22 protein-coding genes are annotated in these 19,647 nt (G+C 57.6%); 6 read left to right on the forward strand and 16 right to left on the reverse strand.

Features of this window, described 5'->3' with window-relative positions; all coding sequences use genetic code 11:
• Positions 1 to 401: hypothetical protein (locus tag L248_RS01710; RefSeq protein ID WP_196811978.1), on the reverse strand; the 401-nt coding region annotated here is incomplete at its 3' end.
• 284 nt (positions 402 to 685) lie between these two features.
• On the opposite strand from L248_RS01710, the gene L248_RS01715 reads away from it, so the two are divergent.
• Positions 686 to 1,042, forward strand: a complete 357-nt coding sequence (locus L248_RS01715) for a DUF1516 family protein (RefSeq protein WP_040534234.1) — start codon at positions 686 to 688, stop codon at positions 1,040 to 1,042.
• Positions 1,043 to 1,064: 22 nt separating this feature from the next.
• Positions 1,065 to 1,514 carry an HIT family protein gene (locus L248_RS01720; protein WP_022528319.1) on the forward strand — a complete coding sequence of 150 codons (450 nt, stop codon included), beginning with the start codon at positions 1,065 to 1,067 and terminating at the stop codon, positions 1,512 to 1,514.
• A 49-nt stretch (positions 1,515 to 1,563) separates the two neighbouring features.
• Here the strand turns inward: L248_RS01720 and L248_RS01725 are convergent, their stop codons facing one another.
• Genes L248_RS01725 through L248_RS01745 form a run of 5 tightly spaced genes read right to left on the reverse strand, consistent with a single transcriptional unit; the run spans position 1,564 to position 5,793 of the window.
• Positions 1,564 to 3,069, reverse strand: a complete 1,506-nt coding sequence (locus L248_RS01725; protein ID WP_022528320.1) for an ABC transporter permease — start codon at positions 3,067 to 3,069, stop codon at positions 1,564 to 1,566.
• A gap of 3 nt (positions 3,070 to 3,072) precedes the next feature.
• Positions 3,073 to 3,933 carry an ABC transporter ATP-binding protein gene (locus L248_RS01730; RefSeq protein WP_022528321.1) on the reverse strand — a complete coding sequence of 287 codons (861 nt, stop codon included), beginning with the start codon at positions 3,931 to 3,933 and terminating at the stop codon, positions 3,073 to 3,075.
• Between the two features lie 30 nt (positions 3,934 to 3,963).
• Positions 3,964 to 4,833, reverse strand: a complete 870-nt coding sequence (locus L248_RS01735) for a DUF4097 family beta strand repeat-containing protein (RefSeq protein WP_022528322.1) — start codon at positions 4,831 to 4,833, stop codon at positions 3,964 to 3,966.
• Positions 4,830 to 5,462 (reverse strand): DUF1700 domain-containing protein, encoded by a 633-nt coding sequence (locus L248_RS01740; protein ID WP_022528323.1) that lies wholly within the window; start codon positions 5,460 to 5,462, stop codon positions 4,830 to 4,832. The genes L248_RS01735 and L248_RS01740 overlap by 4 nt, the downstream gene beginning before the upstream one ends.
• Entirely contained in the window at positions 5,452 to 5,793 is a 342-nt protein-coding gene (locus L248_RS01745; protein ID WP_051999823.1) for a PadR family transcriptional regulator, read from the reverse strand. Before L248_RS01745 ends, L248_RS01740 begins: the two co-directional genes overlap by 11 nt.
• A 708-nt stretch (positions 5,794 to 6,501) precedes the next feature.
• Here L248_RS01745 and L248_RS01750 point away from each other — a divergent pair.
• Positions 6,502 to 7,671 (forward strand): aminotransferase class I/II-fold pyridoxal phosphate-dependent enzyme, encoded by a 1,170-nt coding sequence (locus tag L248_RS01750; RefSeq protein WP_040534239.1) that lies wholly within the window; start codon positions 6,502 to 6,504, stop codon positions 7,669 to 7,671.
• 191 nt (positions 7,672 to 7,862) lie between these two features.
• On the opposite strand, the gene L248_RS01755 is transcribed toward L248_RS01750, so the two are convergent.
• The 3 genes from L248_RS01755 to L248_RS01765 form a co-directional block, all read right to left on the reverse strand.
• On the reverse strand, positions 7,863 to 8,201 hold the full coding sequence (locus L248_RS01755) for a metal-sulfur cluster assembly factor (RefSeq protein ID WP_022528327.1): 339 nt from the start codon (positions 8,199 to 8,201) through the stop codon (positions 7,863 to 7,865).
• 73 nt (positions 8,202 to 8,274) lie between these two features.
• A complete protein-coding gene (locus L248_RS01760) occupies positions 8,275 to 9,300 on the reverse strand; it encodes a MupG family TIM beta-alpha barrel fold protein (RefSeq protein ID WP_022528328.1) in 1,026 nt (341 codons plus the stop codon).
• Complete coding sequence (locus L248_RS01765) at positions 9,300 to 10,163, reverse strand: MurR/RpiR family transcriptional regulator (protein ID WP_040534244.1); 864 nt, start codon at positions 10,161 to 10,163, stop codon at positions 9,300 to 9,302. Before L248_RS01765 ends, L248_RS01760 begins: the two co-directional genes overlap by 1 nt.
• A gap of 182 nt (positions 10,164 to 10,345) precedes the next feature.
• On the opposite strand from L248_RS01765, the gene L248_RS01770 reads away from it, so the two are divergent.
• Positions 10,346 to 11,197: a Cof-type HAD-IIB family hydrolase gene (locus L248_RS01770; RefSeq protein ID WP_245585261.1), complete on the forward strand. Its 852-nt coding sequence runs from the start codon at positions 10,346 to 10,348 to the stop codon at positions 11,195 to 11,197.
• Between the two features lie 41 nt (positions 11,198 to 11,238).
• On the opposite strand, the gene L248_RS01775 is transcribed toward L248_RS01770, so the two are convergent.
• On the reverse strand, positions 11,239 to 11,460 hold the full coding sequence (locus L248_RS01775; protein WP_022528331.1) for a 2-hydroxymuconate tautomerase: 222 nt from the start codon (positions 11,458 to 11,460) through the stop codon (positions 11,239 to 11,241).
• A 40-nt stretch (positions 11,461 to 11,500) separates the two neighbouring features.
• Here L248_RS01775 and L248_RS01780 point away from each other — a divergent pair, with 40 nt between their 5' ends.
• Positions 11,501 to 12,913: a C69 family dipeptidase gene (locus L248_RS01780; RefSeq protein WP_040534247.1), complete on the forward strand. Its 1,413-nt coding sequence runs from the start codon at positions 11,501 to 11,503 to the stop codon at positions 12,911 to 12,913.
• A gap of 80 nt (positions 12,914 to 12,993) precedes the next feature.
• Here the strand turns inward: L248_RS01780 and L248_RS01785 are convergent, their stop codons facing one another.
• The 6 genes from L248_RS01785 to L248_RS01810 form a co-directional block, all read right to left on the reverse strand.
• Positions 12,994 to 13,797, reverse strand: coding sequence for a DUF1003 domain-containing protein (locus L248_RS01785; RefSeq protein WP_022528333.1), 804 nt, complete (start codon positions 13,795 to 13,797; stop codon positions 12,994 to 12,996).
• A gap of 238 nt (positions 13,798 to 14,035) precedes the next feature.
• Complete coding sequence (locus L248_RS01790; protein ID WP_022528334.1) at positions 14,036 to 14,509, reverse strand: GNAT family N-acetyltransferase; 474 nt, start codon at positions 14,507 to 14,509, stop codon at positions 14,036 to 14,038.
• A gap of 7 nt (positions 14,510 to 14,516) precedes the next feature.
• Positions 14,517 to 15,023, reverse strand: a complete 507-nt coding sequence (locus L248_RS01795; protein ID WP_022528335.1) for a shikimate kinase — start codon at positions 15,021 to 15,023, stop codon at positions 14,517 to 14,519.
• The gene (gene aroA, locus L248_RS01800) at positions 15,020 to 16,303 is read right to left on the reverse strand and encodes a 3-phosphoshikimate 1-carboxyvinyltransferase (protein WP_040534249.1); all 1,284 of its coding nucleotides are present in this window, start codon (positions 16,301 to 16,303) and stop codon (positions 15,020 to 15,022) included. The genes L248_RS01795 and aroA overlap by 4 nt, the downstream gene beginning before the upstream one ends.
• A 7-nt stretch (positions 16,304 to 16,310) precedes the next feature.
• The gene (aroC, locus tag L248_RS01805; RefSeq protein ID WP_022528337.1) at positions 16,311 to 17,480 is read right to left on the reverse strand and encodes a chorismate synthase; all 1,170 of its coding nucleotides are present in this window, start codon (positions 17,478 to 17,480) and stop codon (positions 16,311 to 16,313) included.
• A 102-nt stretch (positions 17,481 to 17,582) separates the two neighbouring features.
• A complete protein-coding gene (locus tag L248_RS01810; protein WP_051999832.1) occupies positions 17,583 to 18,893 on the reverse strand; it encodes a PTS sugar transporter subunit IIC in 1,311 nt (436 codons plus the stop codon).
• Between the two features lie 90 nt (positions 18,894 to 18,983).
• Between L248_RS01810 and L248_RS01815 the strand changes: the two genes are divergently transcribed.
• Positions 18,984 to 19,208 carry a hypothetical protein gene (locus L248_RS01815; RefSeq protein ID WP_040534251.1) on the forward strand — a complete coding sequence of 75 codons (225 nt, stop codon included), beginning with the start codon at positions 18,984 to 18,986 and terminating at the stop codon, positions 19,206 to 19,208.
• The last annotated feature ends 439 nt before the right edge of the window (positions 19,209 to 19,647 follow it).

The raw sequence follows: 19,647 nt of genomic DNA on the forward strand, positions 1-19,647 counted from the left end.
GCGGGATATTGCTCAGAATGTGCGCCAGCATAACCACCCCAGTACTTTTTAATTTCCTGCGTAATCGCAATGTCACTTAGTTTCCAATCGGAGTGCCCGTGTTGAGACATGTAATCGAACACAGCCTTTTGCAATAGGCCACCCTCGTCCACCTCCAAATGATCGTCCAGTCCCCTGTCTCCATGAGTTGCGGCCGGTGATGACGACGCAGCGGAATCTCCTTCTGACGATTTCTTTGCGTTGTGTGTTCTAGCATCATCTTTTGCTGATGACGTATTGCTCCCATTCACCGAAGCTTGTTGAGCGGGTGAAGGCATTGCCACCAGCCACAGCAATAATGCAACCAAAACTAGCATTACACCGCCGATTACGAGAGCCATTCTTTTTTCCTTTTTCCCCATGGGTCTTCTCCTGATCTTGTATGGTGTTATAAAAAGTAATCTGCCAAACAGCATAGAAACTGGACACAAACCAATACGCCAATACTTCCGTAACCATTCAGTGTCGGCAATATCTGAGAAATCTTGTTCCGATGTTCTGTCTCACATCATAGGGCTTTCAATCACGGGATGACGCCACTTGTGGATATGCAACAAGATTTCCCTCGGGCATACGCTGCCGAGCAAATCACCTTTCTCCCTGCACTGCAAAAAGGTATCATGGTTCCTAAAAGGAGTTGATCGTCATGGTATGGTTATGGATTCACCTGGCGGCCTGGATCGTGTTGGCTGTTGTCGTGGCCGTTGGTTTGCTGCAACGCTCGGCGAACGTGAAGGTCTGGGCGATGAGTGCCCGGGTGATTTACCTGGTTTCCATCGTGACCGGCATCGTTTTGCTGCTGCGGGTATGGCAGTACAATCCGGTGGGCAGCGTCATCAAGGTATTGCTGGCGCTGGGCTTCATCGCGTTCATCGAGATTGCCTTTGCCCGCAAGCAGCAGCACAAGCTGACCAGTACTTGGCTGTGGCTGGTGTTCGGCTGCTGCCTGGTCGTCGGTATCTTTGGCCTGTGGCTTGCCCAAGGGCGGCCGTTCGTCAGTTAGGAAGAAAGAAGGACTGCCTTTGGTGTGGTACGATGATCGCATCCAGGCCGCCATCGATGGGACGAACCCGATGGTGATGAAAGAAATGGCCGGCGGGTTTGCCGTGTTCGGTGATGTCCAATTTCTCCCCGGCTACTCGGTACTATTGCCTAAGCGGCCAGTGGGGTCGTTGAATGAGCTGAGTATCGGCGAACGCCAACTGTTTCTCACCGACATGAGCATCTTGGGCGACGCCCTGCTGGCCGTGTGCCAACCGGTGCGGGTGAACTATGATATTCTCGGCAACACAGACCAGTTCTTGCACGCCCACGTCTTCCCCCGCTATGCCTGGGAGAAAGCCGAACGCTTGGCGAAGCCGGTTTGGCTGTATGCGCCGGACAATTGGTCGGACCCGGGCAAGCACTATGATCCCGCTCGGGATGATCCGTTGCGGGCCCAAATTACGGCCTATTTGGACGCCCATGTCCGTTAGGTCAAAAAAAAGCGCGAGTCACAGCATTGCTGTGCTCGCGTTTTTTGGCTTATACCGTTTGGCGGTGATGAACAATCTGGGTGCTGCCGAGACCGGCAGCGAGGACGAGGACGAACGTCACACACACGGCTCCGGAGAACTGTGCCGGACTGACCATGGCCGTGATACCGTTCAAGTAGATGAACCAGAAGAAGGTCATGGTCATCGTGAACAGCCGGCCATTGTTGAACAAGGTACCGAGGCCTTGGGCTAAAGCGGCGGTGGCCAGGGCCACCAGCAAATATTGCAGCGCAGCGCTCGGCTGCCGCACGATGAACGGCCGCATCAGGATAACAGCCGCCGTGCCGCTGACCAGCAGCTCTGCCCCTTTCTGCCGTTCCCAGGCATTGGGGATGGTGTTCAGCCACGTCTGCCAACTGCTGGGGGCGGAGTCTAAGCTGCCCAGCCACGGAATCGTCAGCAGCCAGAGCAATGGTAAGCCGAACTGGTCTTGCCCAGCGCTGGGAATCAGCCACATCACGAGCCAGGTACCGACCAGCATCAGTCGGTACGTCAGCGATTGAGCGTGCCATTGGCGCTGGCCTTCTAACAGCAGTAAGTGGGCCCATTGGCCGCCGCTGGCGTTCACTGGGGCGTACGCCAATGCGGGCGAGTCGGTGGTTGTGGCGGCGGCTGGTTGATGCCGCGGCTGCTTTTCTCCCCAAGCCCGATGCATTAGAAGCGAAGCAATGACGGCCAGGGCGAAGGCCACCAGAACTTCGCCAATCATGAAGGTCAGGGTCGTACTGGTGAACGGCACGGGTGGGATATGCAGCGTGTGGGTGCCTTGCGGACCGGTGTAACTGCTGAGGAACTGAATGGATGACAGCCGCCGGCCGGTGGCTGCCCGACTGCCCTGATCCAGCGCCGCCTGCAGGGGCACACTGCCGCTGAGACTGAGCAAGCGGTGCCAGAACGCATGAGGATAAGTCATCTCGTCGGCAAGTTCATAAAATAGGGTAATCACGGCAATCGCAGTAATCATATTGTGGCGCTTCGCTGTGAGGCTCTCGACCAGCAAGGCAAGCGCCGCGATCAAGATGACACTGGGCAGTAATGCCAGAAACGGCGAAAAGAACGTGGCTAAACTGACGCCCTGCCCCGGGAAACGGATGAGGAGCATCAATACGGTCGCTGCGACGGTGAGCGCCCACATGATCAGGAGGACCAGGCAATTACTGAAGAATTTAGCCAGACCGTACCGCAACCGGGCAAAGTGCAGCGTCGTGACCCACGGCCATACGCCGCTGAGGCGGTCTGTTTGCAGTGCGTTTTCGACCACCCCGAAACCGATCATGGGGAGGAAGAAGCCAAAAATCTCGGCCGCACAAATTGACAGCCACGTGGGATTATCCGCTTGCCGGTAGATTTTGGGATCAAGCGCCATGACCTTGACGCCGGTGTCGAAACGGGGCGTACATATGATGGCAAAAATCGCCACAGCCCCCAGGAGCAGCCAGAATGACGGCCGCCGCTCCCGTTCCTTAAACGACGTGGACAGCATCGTCAGCATCACTGGTCACCGCCCTTCCAAAGCGCTGAGCGTCGCGTCTTCCAGGGTGGGGGTCACCGTGACGGCGCGGTCCGTTGGCGCAGCAGCGGCCACGGTGCGAATATGCACGCCGTCTGCGGCTTGCCGCATCTCGCTGACGGCTTGGTCGTCTTGAGGCGGCTGGCCTTGAGGTAAGACATATTCCCAGACGTGACCGTCAGCGGCTTGGATCAGCTGCTGGGCGGGCCCTTGGAAGACCAGCTGGCCGTCTTTGAGGAGCAGAAGCCGGCTGGCCACCGCTTCCACATCCGATACGATATGGGTAGAAAGCAGAACGATCCGCGTCCGCGCCAGTTCACTCAGGAGGTTGCGCATCATGATCCGTTCGATAGGGTCCAGGCCGGCGGAGGGTTCGTCGACGATGATGATCTGGGGTACGCCGAGCAAGGCGGCCGCCAGGCCCACCCGTTGGCGCATACCGCCAGAAAAGCCGCTCAGCCGCTGGTTCTGGGCAGCGGCCAAGTGGACCCGGGTCAGCAGCGCGCTGATTTGCTCTTCCGCTGGGGTCGCGGGCAGCCCTTTGATGGCTGCCAGGTAGCGTAAGTATTCTTTCGCGGTCAGCTGGGGAATGATCGGAACTTGCTGGGGCATGTAGCCGAGTACTTTCTTCATCTGCCGTGGGTGGTGCAGGATACTGTGGCCATCCAGCAGCACATCCCCGCTGGTGGGCCGCTCGAGAGTCGCCAAGATCTTCATCAGCGTCGACTTGCCCGCGCCGTTGGGACCGATCAGCCCCACCAACCCGCCGCTGCGGATAGTGGTCGTCACGCCGCGCAACGCGGTTTTATCCTTGAATTGCTTCGTTAACTGTTGAATCGTTAATTCCATGAGAAAAGCCTGCTTTCTGCTTCATGCCTGCTAGTCTACTGAATTATCCCCGTCATGGCTGATGAGCTGGAGCCGGTCGGCGCGGGTCCAGTTGGTCGTGACGTTGCGTTCGGTCGCTGCGTGAGAAAATAGGGTGTTATCCCCTGTTCCCGACTGCAGCCGATAACCGAGACGGCGGTCGGCGTGATGCACCGCGTTGTCGCCGTGGACATTGCTGACGGTGGTCTCGCCATGCAGTGCGGTCTTCGTCATATTGAAGTCGCCGCTCGTGAGGATGAATTTGGCCGCCGTGATCGTGCCGTGGGCAACGTTGATGTCACCGTCTTGGGCCGTGATCTGGGGGCTTGCCAGTGTTGTCCGGCTAAGCGTTACCTCACCGGAATTGGTGCTAATGGTGGTGTGAGCAGCGGCGGCGTCATGCATGGTCACATCACCATTCGCCGATGTGAGACGCAAGTGGTCGGTCTGCGGTGCCGCATAGGTCAATTCCCCCTCCTCCGTGTACAGACGGGCGTTAGTCAACTTTTGCGATTGGGGCAGTGTGACCGTGATCCGGGCCGCCTGGTTCATTGACAGCATGACACCAAAGGCCGGCGCACCCTTCTGGGTGATCTGGAGCACACCGTTCTTGACCTGGCTGTGCACGACCGTGTGGTTATCGGCCTCGACTTTCACTTGGTAATGGGTGCCAGTCTTGACCACGACGTCGAGGTCGGCGACATCAGCGGTGATGGCAGAAAACGGCCGAACATTTTTCGTATGGGTCACACTGTTCGCCACCGTGGGCTTCCCGGCCACGATGGCCACAGACTGCAAGCCGTGGTTAGCGGCGCCGATACCCATGAGTGCCAAGCCAGAAATCAGAAGCACGGCACCGATTTGCAAAAATTTCTTCATCATTGTTTTTGTCCCTCCATGGGTTTCTTCCCAATCCGCCGGTAGATCCACCGGAAGAAGCGGGCCGTCTGACTAAAGATGCCTTGCGTCGTCCACTTCACCACAGGGATGAAGAGCAGCCCCAGACCGGTACCGGCCAGGCCGAATCCGAGATAGGTCAAGCCGACCATGAAGTGACTGCCAATCAGGACAGCACCGCTATACAAACTGAAGAGACCCACGCCGATGCCGGTCACGACCACGGCCGCCAGAATGATGAGAATACTGAAGACGACACTGGCCACGACAATGATCAGAGCGAGCATGATGGCAAATAGGGCGATGCCCACGGGAACGGTCATTGGTGCTGAGAGGATGGCCAAGATAATCAGCCAGATTTGGCGGGCATTGCTGCGCGGACTCGGGGGTGTCCCCTGCGCGGCCGGTGCCGTGCTACTCTTGATGGAATAATCGGCCAGAATTTGCAAGGCCAGCTGGCGGGGACTGCCTAAAGCGGCCGTGATCGCGTCACCATCCGGCAAGCCGCCATCTTCCGCGTAATCTTGAAAATAGGTCACCGCTTCGGTCCGTTCATCCGCCGTCAGCGGCGCTAACAGCCGCGTGAGTTCTTGAAAATACGATTCACTTGTCATGGGGCACCTCCTTTGTCGGGTTTGCGCGGGTAGTGAAAAAATGGTCGATTGCCTGCTTGTACCCTGCCCAATTGGTTTCAATATCCTGCAATCTTTCTGCCCCCGCCGGGGTGATGCGGTAGTACCGCCTGTTGCGGCCTTCATAAGGCTGGTCGTACGTGGTGAGGTCGCCCTGCGCCTTGAGGCGGCGCAGCACAGGATACAACGTCGACGGCGATACACTGATCGTCTCTTGAATCTGCTGGGTCAACGCGTAACCGTAAGCATCATCATGCTGCAGCACCGCCAACACGATGCCGTCGAGCAAGTCCGCGCTGATTTGCATACTCATGGACCCGACCCCCTTTCTTGTTGTCTCACTTACTATATTATACGGAGTATAGTATTAGATGCAAGCCCATATCGTGACATAAAAAAGCAGCCGGCGGAAAACCGGCTGCGACAGCATCAAATCACCTTTCTGAACTTGAGTACCAGCAGTGCAAGAGCAAGGAGACCACCGATACTGGCAAATGCGGCACTGAACCCCCCCAATCTGAACGAGCCAGCCCTGGGCGGGGAACAGCAGGATCATGGTGAACGAGAAGAACATGCTGTCAACGCTGAGCAGTATTGCCCGTTCACTGCTGGGAATCATCGTGTTGTCGCGTAGCCCAGCCAGACGGTCGGGGGATAAGAACGAAAAAGTTTCGACAAAAAAAAACACGCCATCACAGACTGACAGTCAGCCGGCAATGCAGTGTCTCAGCAGAATACCCTAGACGATTGTGGCGGCTGGCGATGACAGAACGGCAAAAAGGGCGCACGAGGCCCCTGGGGTGCTAAAACATCGATCATCAGATGCATGAAACTGATCCAGCGGGTACTGGCCGTCATGGGCGCCGCCTCCTTTCGAAAAATGTGATTAGCACCAGTATACCTAAACCGCGCAGCACGTGACAATGTTTTTTGGTTGGTGCCTGCACGATTTTAGTCTGCCACCTTGACCCAGCCGCGGCTGGCGCCCAAAATGGGACTATTAGGAAATGGAGTGATCATGATGGCATTGATTGACCATATGAAAAAAGAATTGAGTGCGTTAAAACCCAGCGACATCTTGGCATTCAACCAAGAAATCAGCCAGATTCCGGATATTATCCAACTGACGTTAGGCGAACCGGACTTCAATACGCCGGACCACGTGAAGCTGGCGGCGATTGGGGCTATCCAGCAGAACAACAGCCACTACACGGCATCGGCCGGTTTACCCGGTCTGCGCCAGGCAGCGAGTGACTTTCTCTTCAACAAGTACGGCACGCGTTATGATCCGGCCACTCAGCTGCAAATGACCGCCGGCGTGACCGAGGGAGTCTATGCGACCCTGACCGCGATTCTGAACCCTGGGGACAGCGTAATCATTCCCACGCCCATCTTCCCGCTGTACATCCCTATCACGATGCTCAATGGCGGCGAACCGGTCTTTGTGAACACCGCTGACGACGGCTTCATTCTCGACCCGGAGAAACTGGCGGCAGCCATTGAAGCCCACCAGGATAGCGTCAAAGCCATTGTTCTGAACTTCCCGACCAACCCCACGGGGGTAACCTATAGTCGCTCAGACTTGGAGAAAATCGCCGCTGTTGTGCGCGGCAAGGACATTTTTGTCATCAGCGACGAAATCTATTCTGAGCTGACCTACACTAGCACCCACGTCTCCATGGGGGAGATTCTGCCCGAGCAGACCATCGTCTTGAATGGTGTCTCGAAGTCCCACGCCATGACCGGCTGGCGCATTGGTCTGGTGGCCGGTCCGGCCGATATTATGGCAAAGATTGGGATGGTCCATCAATTCATGATCACGTCGGCCACCACCAATGCTCAGGTGGCTGCCGAAGAAGCCTTCAAGAACGGTCAGGACGATGCGGCTCCGATGCGCCGCGCCTACATCGAACGACGGGATTACTTGGTGCCTGCGCTGCAAAAAATGGGCTTTACCGTCGCCAAGCCGGACGGGGCCTTCTACGTCTTTGCTAAAATTCCCGATCGTTTTGGTCACAGCAGCTGGGACTTTGCCCGGGCGCTGGCCCACGAGGCCCGGGTCGCCGTCATTCCCGGTGCATCCTTTGGCCCTGGCGGCGATGGGTATATTCGGATTTCTTACGCGGCCAGTATGGACCAGATTAAAACGGCCGTACAGCGTATCGCTGAGTTCATGGCCCAGCACCAGTGAAGCTGACCAGTCCCACAGCGCCGGACCTTGGCGACTTCTTGAAATTGACGGCTTGTACCGCTGTGATGATGCAAAGTGTGGTGGGTTTGGCTGCCGGTTCCGCTCTGCCGCTTGGCAGCGGCAGCGGCTGCAGGGATAGCAAAAAGTGCTCCTGGACTCATCCAGAAGCACTTTTTAGTTTATCCATTAATTTACTGACTGATGCCCAACGCAATTCGCGCGTAGCGGCTCATCAGCTCTGGTGTCCACTGAGGATACCAAACGAGCTCGACGTCCACGTCCTTGACTTCGGGGACCTTCTTCTCCACCGTGTCGACAATGCTGTCGTATAGCATATCAGACAGCGGGCAGCCCATCGTCGTCAATGTCATCTGAATCTCACAGTTGCCATCCTTATCCACGTCTACGTGATAAATGAGGCCCAGGTTGACGACGTCAATGCCCAGCTCGGGGTCGATGACGTCTTCCAGCGCGGTGAGGATCCGGTCTTCTAAGGCTTCGGTCTCTTGACTCGGTTTTTCTTCGGCCATACTTTTCCCTCCGTTCTTATCTACAGTTAGTATAACCGCTTCCCCGGCGTTTGCCTAGCATTTTCGTTCACCATTACACAGCCGTGAATTGGACCGGATACCGGCCGTCGATCAGCGGCAGCAAGGGCAGGAATGGGGTCGGGATGGTGCCCAGGTAATTGCTGGCCGGGGAGAAAGGCAGTTCCGCTTTGGCGATATCCAGTTCGCCGTGATAACGGCCGGCTAAGTCGTTCTGCATGGTGATTGTCCCCGCCGGGCGGGCGAGAACGGGTCCCACCGCGGTGGCTTGCCGCGGTGTCTGGATGCGAATCAGGCGGGGCGACAGCTCTCGGCGGACCGGCACTGGCTCGTGCGGCAATGCAGCAGCGGGATTAGCCACCGGGATGGTGATCACCCCATCCTTTTCAAAGCGCTGGATCCACGCCAGACTTTGGTCAGACACCCGGCTGTCGCCCACGTAGACGCGGGCGATGCCGTAGCGCAGAGTCATCTCCAGGTAAGCGGCATAAGAATTCCATCCCCGCTGATGCTCGAGGGTGGGCAAGCCGGCGAATACTGGGTAGCGGGCCAGACCGTCCCCCGGGATGAACGCCAGCAACGGAATTTCCCACGCTTTGAACAGCGCGTTCTTCGCCGTGAAGTACGCGTCCGTTAAGCCGCTTTCCGGCTGCGGATAGAAATTATGGGCTACCACCAAGCGGTGCATGGCCACGCCTTCTGTTTGCAAGGCGGTGAGAAAGTCTGCCTGTACAGTTGACGCATTGAGCACCACGGTGAACCGCCGCTGCAGTTTCAAGATCAAGGCGGCGTCATCGAAGCCGTAGTCCAACCGAATTGAATGAAAGCCTTGGGCATAGAGGCCATTGAAATCGTTGGCGGCCAGCCCCAGTTTAGCAAACGTGGCCGGCGAAATGTCGACGGTCACGTCCAAATCCAAGGTGCGCACAGCCTGCTGCAACGTGTGTAATCCGGCCCGGAATTCTTCTGGCGTATCCTCGGGGATCTGCAGCGAAGTGAACACAGCGTGTACCCCGGCGGCCGCCGCTTTCTTCAAATTGCTTGGCGCCATGTCTTTCGGATACGTACTGATGCCAAGCATTAGGATCGTCCTTTCTTCTTCGGCCGGGTCCGCTGCAACGCCGTGTACGATGCTTGGATCCGGTGCACGTTGACTGAATAACTGCTCTGGAAGAAGCGGTAGTACAGCAGGTCAATGGCGTAGAGCTGGGCCAGCAAACTGGTGGTGGCGGCGGTGCGCATCTGACCGGTGATTGAAGTCGGCGTCGTTTGCAGCACAATGTCGGCCTTCTGCGCCAAGGCGCTAGCGGGGGCTTTCGTTAAGACAATCGTGGTCAAGTCTTCCGGGACCGCCTGGGCAAGCGCCAGCAAGTGCGGGTTCTCCCCGCTGTTAGAAATGAGCAGCACCACGCCCGGGGTGTGCTGATTCGCGACATGGGCGATGGCCTCGTCCGGGTCGCGGGCGAGAAACGGCAACCGGCCCAGCCGCGAAAATTTCTCCACAAAATCCGTGGCGGCCAGGAGCGAGGCCCCCACACCGTAAACGCTGATACTTTGGGCCGCTTGCAGCGCTTTGACGGCGCTCTCCAGAGCGTTGGCCGTCAGAGACCGATTGGTATCTTGCAGGGTTTGCCGCACGCGCAGTGTCAATTTGTCTTTCATCATTTCGAGGTCTTCATCGGGGGTGATCTCCTCGAGTAACGCTGGGTCCGTGAGGTGCTCCGCCGACAGCTGCAGTTTGAGGTCGGCAAAACCGGTGGCCCCCAGCCGGCGGGAAAAACGTACCACCGTGGCCGGGCTTGCCCCCGCTGCAACCGCCAGCGCTTTGGTGCTCATCGTCAGGACTTGGTCTGGATGAGCCAATACATACGCCGCGACGTGGCGCTCGGCCACGCTCAGGTCTGCCATCCGCTCGCGGATCGCCAACAACACATTTGTCGCCATGATGCCGCATCCTTTCTTCTCTTTACAATCCGTCAATCCTTATTATCGCAGGATTTGTAATCGGTCACAAACAATGTGCCAGAAAAACATGAAATTGTGTTTCGTCGACACTTTCCACGTGACAACGGCCAAGGTTGCTGGTACAATTGTTCACTAAATATACCAAAAGAAAGCGGTGGCGAATGTTGTCAAGAAAATTGATTACGTTGGACTTAGATGGGACGACGTTGAATGCGGCGTCTGAGATCAGCGACCGGACCCGGACCGTCCTCCAAGCGGCCAGTGCCGCCGGCCATCTGGTGACCATCGCCACCGGCCGGCCGTACGCCGTCAGCGTGCAGTATTATGATGCCCTGGGCCTGACGTCCCCCATGGTCAACTTTAACGGTGCGCTCGTGCATATTCCCCATCAGCACTGGGCCGGGGAATACGAGCGGCGCTTGCCGGCAGAGGCGGTCCGCGAAATTCTGGCCATGCGCGACCAGTACCACATTGGGTTGACCGCGGCAGAAGGTAAAAACATGCTGTTTGTCGATACGGAAGACCCGTCCTTGATGGACAGTCTGCCCATGTCCGTGGCTGAGACGCGGACACTTTCTGCAGACACGCTGCCCGTTGTGCCCACTTCCCTGATGGTGGTCATTCCCACCCAGGCCGGGGTGGACATGGCAGCCCAAATCATGGCGGATTTCCCCAGCGTCAACGTCAATACGTGGGGCGGCCCGGCGGATCGGGACATGAGTGTGCTGGAAATCATCCATGCCGGCATCGAGAAGACCACCGGCATCAACTACTTGGCCCGCCGCTACCATATTGCCCCGGAAGATATCATGGCCTTTGGCGACGAGTTCAACGATTTAGATATGCTCCAGCATGCCGGTTGGGGCGTGGCCATGGCCAACGGGTCCGCTGCCGTTAAAGCCGTGGCCGACGACGTGACGCCCTTGACCAACGATGAAGACGGCCTGGCCGATTACTTGGAGACTTACCTGCACTTAGATACAGCGGCGCTGGCCGCACAAAAAAATGCCTGACCTGGCATAACTGCCCAGGACGGGCATTTTTGGTACGTGGGTTACTTTTCTTCATCCTTCATGACGCCGCCGACAGAATAACGAGCCGGGGCCATCTCGTTCAGGACGATGTGGACGTGTTCCGTCGGCGCGCCGGTGTTCTTGACGATCGCCGCGGTGACGTCCTTGACCAGCTGGTGCAGTTGGGCCTCGGAGCGGCCGGCCAGCAGATCGATATGCACTAAGGGCATGGACTTCCCCTTCTTTCTTCGCGTTGAGTCCATTATAATGGTTGGTAATTCACCAAGACAAGGGAGACATTCCATGACAAGACGAGAAAATCAACTATGGCGCGCCTGTACCAGTATTCTGGTGGGGAAAGCGGCCAGCGCCGACGGGTCCGTCCTCATCGGCCGCAACGAAGACAGCAAACCCGCGTGGCCGAAACACTTCCGCCAGATGGCGGCACCGGCGCGCTATACCTTCACGTCGAAAGATACCGGCTTCACCATCGATTTGAAACATCCCGGCGTGCGTTATACGGCGACGCCAGAATGGACGGAAGAGTACGGTGTCTTTGCCGAGGACGGCATCAACGGTTACGGGGTGGCGATGAGCGCTACGGAGAGTGCTTATGCTAATCCTCGGGTGTTGGCGTATGATCCGCTGAACCCCAAAGGCATTGGTGAAGAAGCGATGGTCACGGTCGTCTTGCCGTACATTCATTCTGCCCGGGAAGGTGTGCAGCGGCTGGGGCGGATCGTCAGTCAATACGGGACCAGCGAAAGCAACGGGATTCTCTTTGCGGACCAGAACGAGGCCTGGTACATGGAAACGGGTTCCGGCCATCACTGGGTCGCCCAGCGCATTCCTGACGATGCGTACGCGGTGGTCGCCAACGAGCTCAGCATCGAAACGATCGATTTCAGTGATACGGAACAGTTCATGTGGTCGGCTGGGATTGCTGACTTTGCGGCGGACCATCATTTGTGGGAGCGGCACACACCCTTTGTGTTTCGAACGATATTCGGCACGAACGATGCGGCTGATGCCACCTATAATTGGCCCCGAGTCGTGGCCGGGCAGCGCCATCTAACGCCCAGCGCCGGTGCCCAATTCGGCGAGACCGACCGCCCTTTCATCATGCATCCGGACCGGCCCATCCAGGTGGACGATGCCATGGCCGTGCTGGCGGATCACTACGAACAGACACCCTACGACCCAGCCAGCAGCAGTCCTACTGCCCACCAGTACCGGCCCATCAGCTTGCCTAATACCCAGGAGTCCCATGTGCTGCAGCTGCGGCCCGGTGTTGACAACAGTATTGCCGGCCTTCATTGGCTGGCCATGGGCGTGGCCGCCGAAAGCGTCTACGTGCCCTTCTACGCCGGCATTACCGACACCCCTGCTGATTACCAGCAAGGCGCCCTGCCCTACAGCCCTGATTCGGCCTACTGGCGGTATAAGCTCTTAGGTGTTCTGGCAGACCGGGACTTTGGCCGCAATAAGAAAGCCTTGCAGAACTTGCAAGACGATCTGCTGGCCGAGCATCTGCGGTTGATTGAGAAAACGGATCAGACGTTGGCCGCCAGTACGGATCCCCGCGCGCTGGTGACGGCCGCCAGCAACGAGGCCGCAGCACTGGCCCGCACGGCCGTGGACAAACAGATTGCGGCGTTCATCACCGCGGCGACAAAAGACTCCCCGTTGCGGTTCCAGTTTGACCCGAATCTGTAATCGTTACAGGAACAAAAAACGCGCCCCTGACCTGCTCGGTCAAGGGCGCGATTAGTATGCCTAGATTCACACATCACGCATTAGCCATGCTTGTGTTCGTTCGTCTCTTTATTGGGTTCCACCGGCATATCGGCTCGGGCAGTCGCTTCCAGCACCGTTTGCAAGCGGCGCAGTTCAGCGACTTGAGTCTCAATGGAGCCCAGCATTTGGGTCTGAATTTTCTGAATTTGCATCAGATTCGGTGTATCTTCTTGAATGACATGGTCGATTTTTGAGTGAAGCATCCGAATTTCTTCCTCAGACTTCAGGTTCACATGATAGTCGTTACGCGACTCCATGCGATCGTACTCACCCGATCGGTTCTGGCTCATCATGATCAGCGGCGCTTGAATCGCGGCGACCATGCTGAGGAACAAGTTCAGCAGAATAAACGGGAAAGAATCGAAGTGGACGCCGAACAGGTGTAATCCGTTGACAAGAATCCACACGACCATGATTGAAACAAAGGTGATGATAAACGGCCAACTGCCCCCGAAGTGTGCGACAGCATCCGCAACACGTTGACCAAATGTCAGTGAGTCTTCCAATTGCTCCCGGACATCCACAACTTTGTAAGTGTCCCGCTGCATAACGCGGGTCAGCTTCCTATTGAGTTTGTGGTTGGCTTGGTAATCCTTTGCAATCATCTGATCCATTTTGAGTAACCGGTAATGGACCAGATGCTCACTACAAATGAAGTCTTCGTTTGTCGCCTTCGGAAAGTCCCGACGAATCAACGCCTTCAAAGGACCTTCTAAGTCTCCTAGGAACACACCGTCTGCCAGATCAAAAGGTTTTTGATCCACCAGGCAGTGCACGGCACGTTCAACTTGCTTGTCGGTCAAAACAACAACTCCTCAGTTGAACATAAGGTGGGCTAATGCGCTTCTCGACTGGCTCTTTGAGCCCCGCCTACTGGCCGGGTCGTCGCCGCTGTTACTTCGATGTGACTCTGACATATAACCCACCTGCCTTTCCAGGAAACCTTGTTAGCAACTTACCGTAGATAAGCATAGGTCTTTGAAAAATTGATGTCAACGATTAACTATTGCCAAACGGTTACTTTGTTGCGGCAGTTCTGTGTCACGCTTGGTCAGGGCGGTGATAGGCGACCATCACTTCCCCGTTCTGCGGGTCGGTACGGTCCAGGGACACAAAGCCGTGGTTCCGATAGAACCTTGCGGCAGCAGTGTTTTCCGGCTCGTAACTCAAGACGATGTCGTCCACCGGCCAGCGTTCCAGGATGAAGGCTTGCAACTGAGTGAGAAACGCCCCGCCTAGTCCCTGGTGCTGGTACCGCTGGTCGATCATCAACCGGTCCAGCCAAATGTACCGTTCAGCCGCGTTAAAGGCGCCAATCATGGCAAACCCGACGGCCCTGTCTGCGTGGATCAGGGCATAAGGATGCCATGCCAGGGACGTGATAAAACCCGCTTCCGCGAGGGATAGCGCGTTAGATTCGATGAAGTCCTGCTGGTCGGCAGCCACATGGAGATGAACGACCGGCCAAAAATTGTCCTCGGTGACCGGCACGATGCGATTCACTGTATTTGTCATGGGGTGACTACCCCGCTTTCTCGTTTAAAATGGCTTGCAGTTCTGCGACCAGTGCGGGGACACTGCGGCCCGTGGTATCGAGTAAATGGTTGGCACTGGTGGCGTACCAGGGTTGACGCGCCGCTAAAAGAGCTGGCCAATTTTCCTGAAAAAGCGGCCGGTCGGTTGTCCCGGCCAGCCGCCGGTTAATTTCAGCGGGGGTGACGGTCAGTTGGACAACGGGAATGGCGAGTGCCGCCAGCCGCGCCCGGTTCTCCGCTTGCGTGACAATGCCGCCGCCCGTGGCGATGATCGCCGGGTCGTGGCGGAGGGCTTCGGCCAGGGCGGCGGTTTCCCGCTGACGGAACCCGGCCTCCCCCTCAGCGGCAAAAATCTCTGCAATCGTCTGGTGAGCCGCGGCCGCGACCAAGTCATCGGTATCATACACCGGCAGACCGGTGGCTGCGCCCAGAGCTTGGCTCAACGTGGTCTTGCCCGCCCCCATGAAGCCAATCAATACCAGTTGGGTCATCATACGGTGCGGACCAGCTTTCTTAAATCATTCAGCAGCTCAGGATAGGAGACCGCCACGGCAGCGGCGACATGGTCGGGGACGGTACCGCCGGCGACCAGCGCTGCGGCGACTTGCAGCATGGTCATGCGGTGGTCCGGCGGCAGCTTGGGCCAGTGGACCGGAATGTGCAGCGCGGTGGGTCCGGTAATGACCCAATCGTCTCCGCTGGTCGTTATTGCGGCCCCGCAGGCCCGCAGAATAGCCTCTGTGTTGGCGGCCCGGTCAGATTCTTTCACCCGTAATTCATTAATATGATGAATCGTCGTGGTGCCGGCCGCCTGCGTTGCCGCTAAGGCCAGCAGCGGCAGTTCGTCGATGGCTTGCGCGCTTTCCGTTGCCGTGACTGTGGTCCCGGTCAGTCCGGCCGGATGGACAGCCAGCGTACCCTGCGGTTCAACCGTTTGCGTCCGAGCGAAGTCCACCACTTGGAAGTCCCCGCCCATCCGGGCCAGAATATCCAGCAAGGTGGTCCGGGTCGGATTGAGAGAAAGTCCGGGGAGCATCAACTGACTTTGCGGGAGCAATGTCGCCAGAATGATCCAGAAAGCCGCCGTTGAAAAGTCGCTGGCCAAATCGATGTGCAGCGGCTGCAGCGGTCTGGTCAAGGGCTGGATGTGGACCGTGAGGCCGGTTCGGGAGATGGCCGCCCCAGCAACCGCCAGCAATCGTTCCGTATGGTCCCGGGTATGTACCGGACCAGTCACGGTGGTCTCACCAGCCGCTTGCAGGCCGGCAAAAAGAATGCCGGATTTCACTTGGGCACTGGCCACGGTCAGGTGAATCGCCGCCCCCTGCAACCCGGCGGTGGGCTGGATCCGGATGGGCAGATGCCCGGCGGTGGTGGCCATTTGGGCGCCCAGCAGGCGCAAGGGGTCGGTGATCCGGTCCATGGGCCGCTGGCTGAGGGATTGGTCTCCCGTCAGCATCAGCGGGCCGGCGGGATTAGCCAACAGCCCCAGCAGCAAGCGCGTGGTGGTACCAGAGTTGTTCATCGCCAACGGTTCGGCGGGTATTGCCCAGTCGAAGCCTGCTCGGCCATGGACAATGATCTGCCCAGCTGTGGGCTGCTCAAAGGCAACCCCCAGGGCGGCCAAAGCGGCAATGGTCGTCGTCACATCGGCGCCGTCCGGTAAATGGTCAATGGTACTGTCCCCTGCCGCCACAGCACCGATCATCAACGCGCGGTGCGCGATACTTTTATCCCCCGGCAGCCGGAGGCGTCCCTGAATGGCATGTGCCATGGTCGTTTTAGTCCTTTCTGTCTTCTGTTCTCTGGGCAAAGGCTCGGTAACTGGTCTGTAAATCGCTGAGGGTGGCGCTGCTGAAGGATTCTGTAATCACCTGAGCGAGCGTGAGCTGGACCATCGCTTGGGCGACCAAACTAGCCGCGGGCACGGCGGTGACGTCCGCCCGCTCGTTCACCGCCTGGGCAGCGGCGTGGGTACGGACGTCCACGGTGGGCAGCCCCCGCGGCTGGGTGGGAATCGGCTTCATCGTGGCGTGAATGAGCAGCGGCTGCCCGTTGGTCATTCCGCCTTCCAGCCCGCCCAAGTGGTTGGAGGCGCGTCCATAGCCCGCGGCAGGGGTCCAAGTGATGTCGTCCTGGGCCTGGTCGCCGGGTTCGTCCCCTAACGCTGGCCCATCGCCGAAACTGACGGCTTTGATCGCCGGAATGCTGACGAGCGCTCCTGCGAGCCGGCCGTCCAAGCGTTCCCGCCAGTTCTGCATCGACCCGATCCCCGGGACGAGACCGTCGATCCGGACGGTGAACTGGCCGCCAATGGTGTGATGCGCGGCCTTAGCGGCGTCCACGACGGCATGGAAGGCGGCCAGCTGGCGGTCATCCGGGAGACGCAGGTCATTGCCCTCCACGATGGTGGTCAGCCCAGCGACGTCAACGGGCACCGGCGCGGCCGTTAACCGATGACCACCCATGGCGGTGACGTACCCCAGTGCGCGAATCCCCAGGGTGTTCAGCAGCTGACCAGTCATGGTGCCCAGGGCGACCATCATGGCAGTACTGCGGGCACTGGCCCGTTCCAGGATGTTGCGCAAGTCCTGCTGGTCATACTTCAAACCGCCCACCAGGTCGGCGTGACCAGGCCGCGGCCGGGTGACTTCCCGCAGGTGGTCAGGATTAGTGGCCGCCGCACCGATAATGTCCTGCCAGTGGCTGTAATCCCGATTTTTGATCAGCAAACCAATCGGGCTGCCGGTGGTCTGACCCGCACGGACCCCAGCCGTAACGGTCACCGTGTCGTGTTCAATCCGCATCCGGCCGCCCCGGCCATACCCATTTTGGCGGAGCGTCAGCTGCCGGTCGATGGCCGCGATATCAATGGGCACATTGGCTGGCATACCGGTCAGAATCCCCGTCAGCATCGGCCCGTGCGATTCCCCTGCGGTGAGATAATCCACGTCTCGTCGTCCTTTCTCTTAGAAAAGCTATTCTTAGTCTATCACGCCGACCGTGGAACAGTACAAAAAAGCAGGCCGCAGCCTGCTTTTGACGCCTCGTGATTATTCCGGTGCGCTCACCTTGTCCGTATCGTCTTGCAGTAATTCACCCTTCAATTCTGCGTTGTCCATCGCTTTGACGAAGGGATAGAAGACCGCCATGGAGAAGAGCCAGCCGACGACCACGAAGGCCACCGCTGCCCAACTGCCGTTCGTTGACAGAAAGGCTTTGATGGGCGCGGGCGTGATCCACGGTATCGTCAACACCGGCACCGGCAGCCAATGCAGCGGCACCATGATGACGGCCACGATTGCAATGATGAAGGAAGACAGGATGAACGGAATCATCATCAGCGGATTGAGCATGATGGGCAGGCCGAAGATCAGCGGCTCGCCAATATTGAAGATGGCAGCGGGTAATGCCAACCAGCCCATTTTCTTCAATCGCTGGGACTTGCAGGTCAACAGGACGACCGCCAGAGGCAGCACGCCGGTCCAGATGTAATTATCCATCAAGACACTGGTGAACGTATACGGCAGTGCCTTGCCGGCTTGGAAGGCGGTCTGGTTGGCCGTGAACATCTGGGTCCAGAACGTTCCCGCGACCCCGCTGACGATGTTGCCGCCGTGGATCCCCACGGACCACAGCACCCGGTTCAGGAAGGTGGCCACCAGCACGGCCCAGGGGGTATCACCCACGACAACCAGCGGCTGGAAGACATCAGAAATCAATTTCGGCAAATCCAGGTTCAATACAAACCGGAACAGCCACCAAATCACGATGACACAGGTGGCCGGAATTAACGCACTGAAAGAACTGGAAACCATCGGCGGAACATTGTCCGGCAGCTTGATCGTCCAGTGCCGGCGAATGAAGAAACGGTACATTTCGACGCTGAGGATCCCCACCATGATGGCGGAGAAGACCCCGATAGCCCCCATGTAAGTGACCGGCAGTCCGGCAAACGGGACCGGGGTCTTGCTGCCCTTGACGAGGGTATTGACAGTTTGTACGGGATTGATCAACAGGTACGATGCGACAGCTAAAATCATGGGCTGAATAATATCAGTTTTCTCGCCTTTGTTCTTGTTGTACCATTCCACCAAGGCATAAGAGGTGGTGATAACGGTATACAACGCGATGAAGGCCGTCCCCACCCCCGCTGCGGACGCCAGGGTCGTTTTGAAGCCGCCTAAGAAGGCCTGGTAAGCCGGTACCGGGAAGGCCGACAGCAAGGTGAAGATCGAACCGATGATCAACAAGCTCATGATCCCCAGCCCGGTGCGTTGAATGACTTGAATGTAGCGGTATTGGGAGAATTTGATCAACGGCGGTGCAATCTTCTCCTCCACGAATTTGGTAATGTGATCCATGCGGAACCCCATCCTTTCTCTTCATGACATCAGTGCAGAACATGCTACAATAAATTGGTGAAGCGATTCAGTCAGAAAGGAGCCACAACGATGATCATCGTTCTTAGTCCCCTCATGCAGCAGCAAATCATCGATTTTCTAGAAAAGCAGTCCGCTCCCGCCTTCCACTTCGAAAAGAAGAAAGGCATCGAACTGTATTTCACCACCGACGCGCAAGACACTGCGGCAGCCGCTGCCACTGCTAAGCAACGAATCAAAGCCGAACCGACTTTTGCCCCGCTGCTGATCAAAGTACGCACAGAAGAATATTTGTAAAATGGCCCACCTCGGTTCTTCGGTATAGACCAGTGCTCAGCACCGGTCTTTTTTTCTCCCCTGCTTTCTCTATTATATCGAAGTGAAATACATATTCAAAACATAACAAACTATTTTATCCAAGTACGAAATAAGGTTTCTAATCCGGCATCCCTGCCCGGCTCGAGACGCGGATATGGGAAACGGTAAAAATGAAATAACAATTTGGTCCACCAAAACAGAGACCTGATTCACCAAGCGGCACGACCAACCGTCTGCGCTATGAATCAGGTCTCTGTTTATTGGGGATATTTAAAATGGGATTCGTCGCACCCGGCGATTTGGTGCGATACGGCACTACCCTTCGCGTGTTCGCCTTGTGGCCCAGGACATGGTTCCCGCTTGGCCCGGCGATTTGGGCCCTCCGGCTGGCTGGGGCGGCGACGCGAAGCTAGTGCGA

Source organism: Schleiferilactobacillus shenzhenensis LY-73 (assembly GCF_000469325.1).
Classification (GTDB): domain Bacteria; phylum Bacillota; class Bacilli; order Lactobacillales; family Lactobacillaceae; genus Schleiferilactobacillus; species Schleiferilactobacillus shenzhenensis.

Excerpts from the sequence above, each read along its gene's own strand:
- L248_RS01715 (WP_040534234.1), top strand. The coding sequence starts at position 686 with ATGGTATGGTTATGGATTCACCTGGCGGCCTGGATCGTGTTGGCTGTT.
- L248_RS01730 (WP_022528321.1), bottom strand. The coding sequence starts at position 3,933 with ATGGAATTAACGATTCAACAGTTAACGAAGCAATTCAAGGATAAAACC.
- L248_RS01735 (WP_022528322.1), bottom strand. The coding sequence starts at position 4,833 with ATGATGAAGAAATTTTTGCAAATCGGTGCCGTGCTTCTGATTTCTGGC.
- L248_RS01740 (WP_022528323.1), bottom strand. The coding sequence starts at position 5,462 with ATGACAAGTGAATCGTATTTTCAAGAACTCACGCGGCTGTTAGCGCCG.
- L248_RS01745 (WP_051999823.1), bottom strand. The coding sequence starts at position 5,793 with ATGAGTATGCAAATCAGCGCGGACTTGCTCGACGGCATCGTGTTGGCG.
- L248_RS01750 (WP_040534239.1), top strand. The coding sequence starts at position 6,502 with ATGGCATTGATTGACCATATGAAAAAAGAATTGAGTGCGTTAAAACCC.
- L248_RS01755 (WP_022528327.1), bottom strand. The coding sequence starts at position 8,201 with ATGGCCGAAGAAAAACCGAGTCAAGAGACCGAAGCCTTAGAAGACCGG.
- L248_RS01760 (WP_022528328.1), bottom strand. The coding sequence starts at position 9,300 with ATGCTTGGCATCAGTACGTATCCGAAAGACATGGCGCCAAGCAATTTG.
- L248_RS01765 (WP_040534244.1), bottom strand. The coding sequence starts at position 10,163 with ATGGCGACAAATGTGTTGTTGGCGATCCGCGAGCGGATGGCAGACCTG.
- L248_RS01770 (WP_245585261.1), top strand. The coding sequence starts at position 10,346 with ATGTTGTCAAGAAAATTGATTACGTTGGACTTAGATGGGACGACGTTG.
- L248_RS01775 (WP_022528331.1), bottom strand. The coding sequence starts at position 11,460 with ATGGACTCAACGCGAAGAAAGAAGGGGAAGTCCATGCCCTTAGTGCAT.
- L248_RS01780 (WP_040534247.1), top strand. The coding sequence starts at position 11,501 with ATGACAAGACGAGAAAATCAACTATGGCGCGCCTGTACCAGTATTCTG.
- L248_RS01790 (WP_022528334.1), bottom strand. The coding sequence starts at position 14,509 with ATGACAAATACAGTGAATCGCATCGTGCCGGTCACCGAGGACAATTTT.
- L248_RS01795 (WP_022528335.1), bottom strand. The coding sequence starts at position 15,023 with ATGATGACCCAACTGGTATTGATTGGCTTCATGGGGGCGGGCAAGACC.
- aroA (WP_040534249.1), bottom strand. The coding sequence starts at position 16,303 with ATGGCACATGCCATTCAGGGACGCCTCCGGCTGCCGGGGGATAAAAGT.
- L248_RS01810 (WP_051999832.1), bottom strand. The coding sequence starts at position 18,893 with ATGGATCACATTACCAAATTCGTGGAGGAGAAGATTGCACCGCCGTTG.
- L248_RS01815 (WP_040534251.1), top strand. The coding sequence starts at position 18,984 with ATGATCATCGTTCTTAGTCCCCTCATGCAGCAGCAAATCATCGATTTT.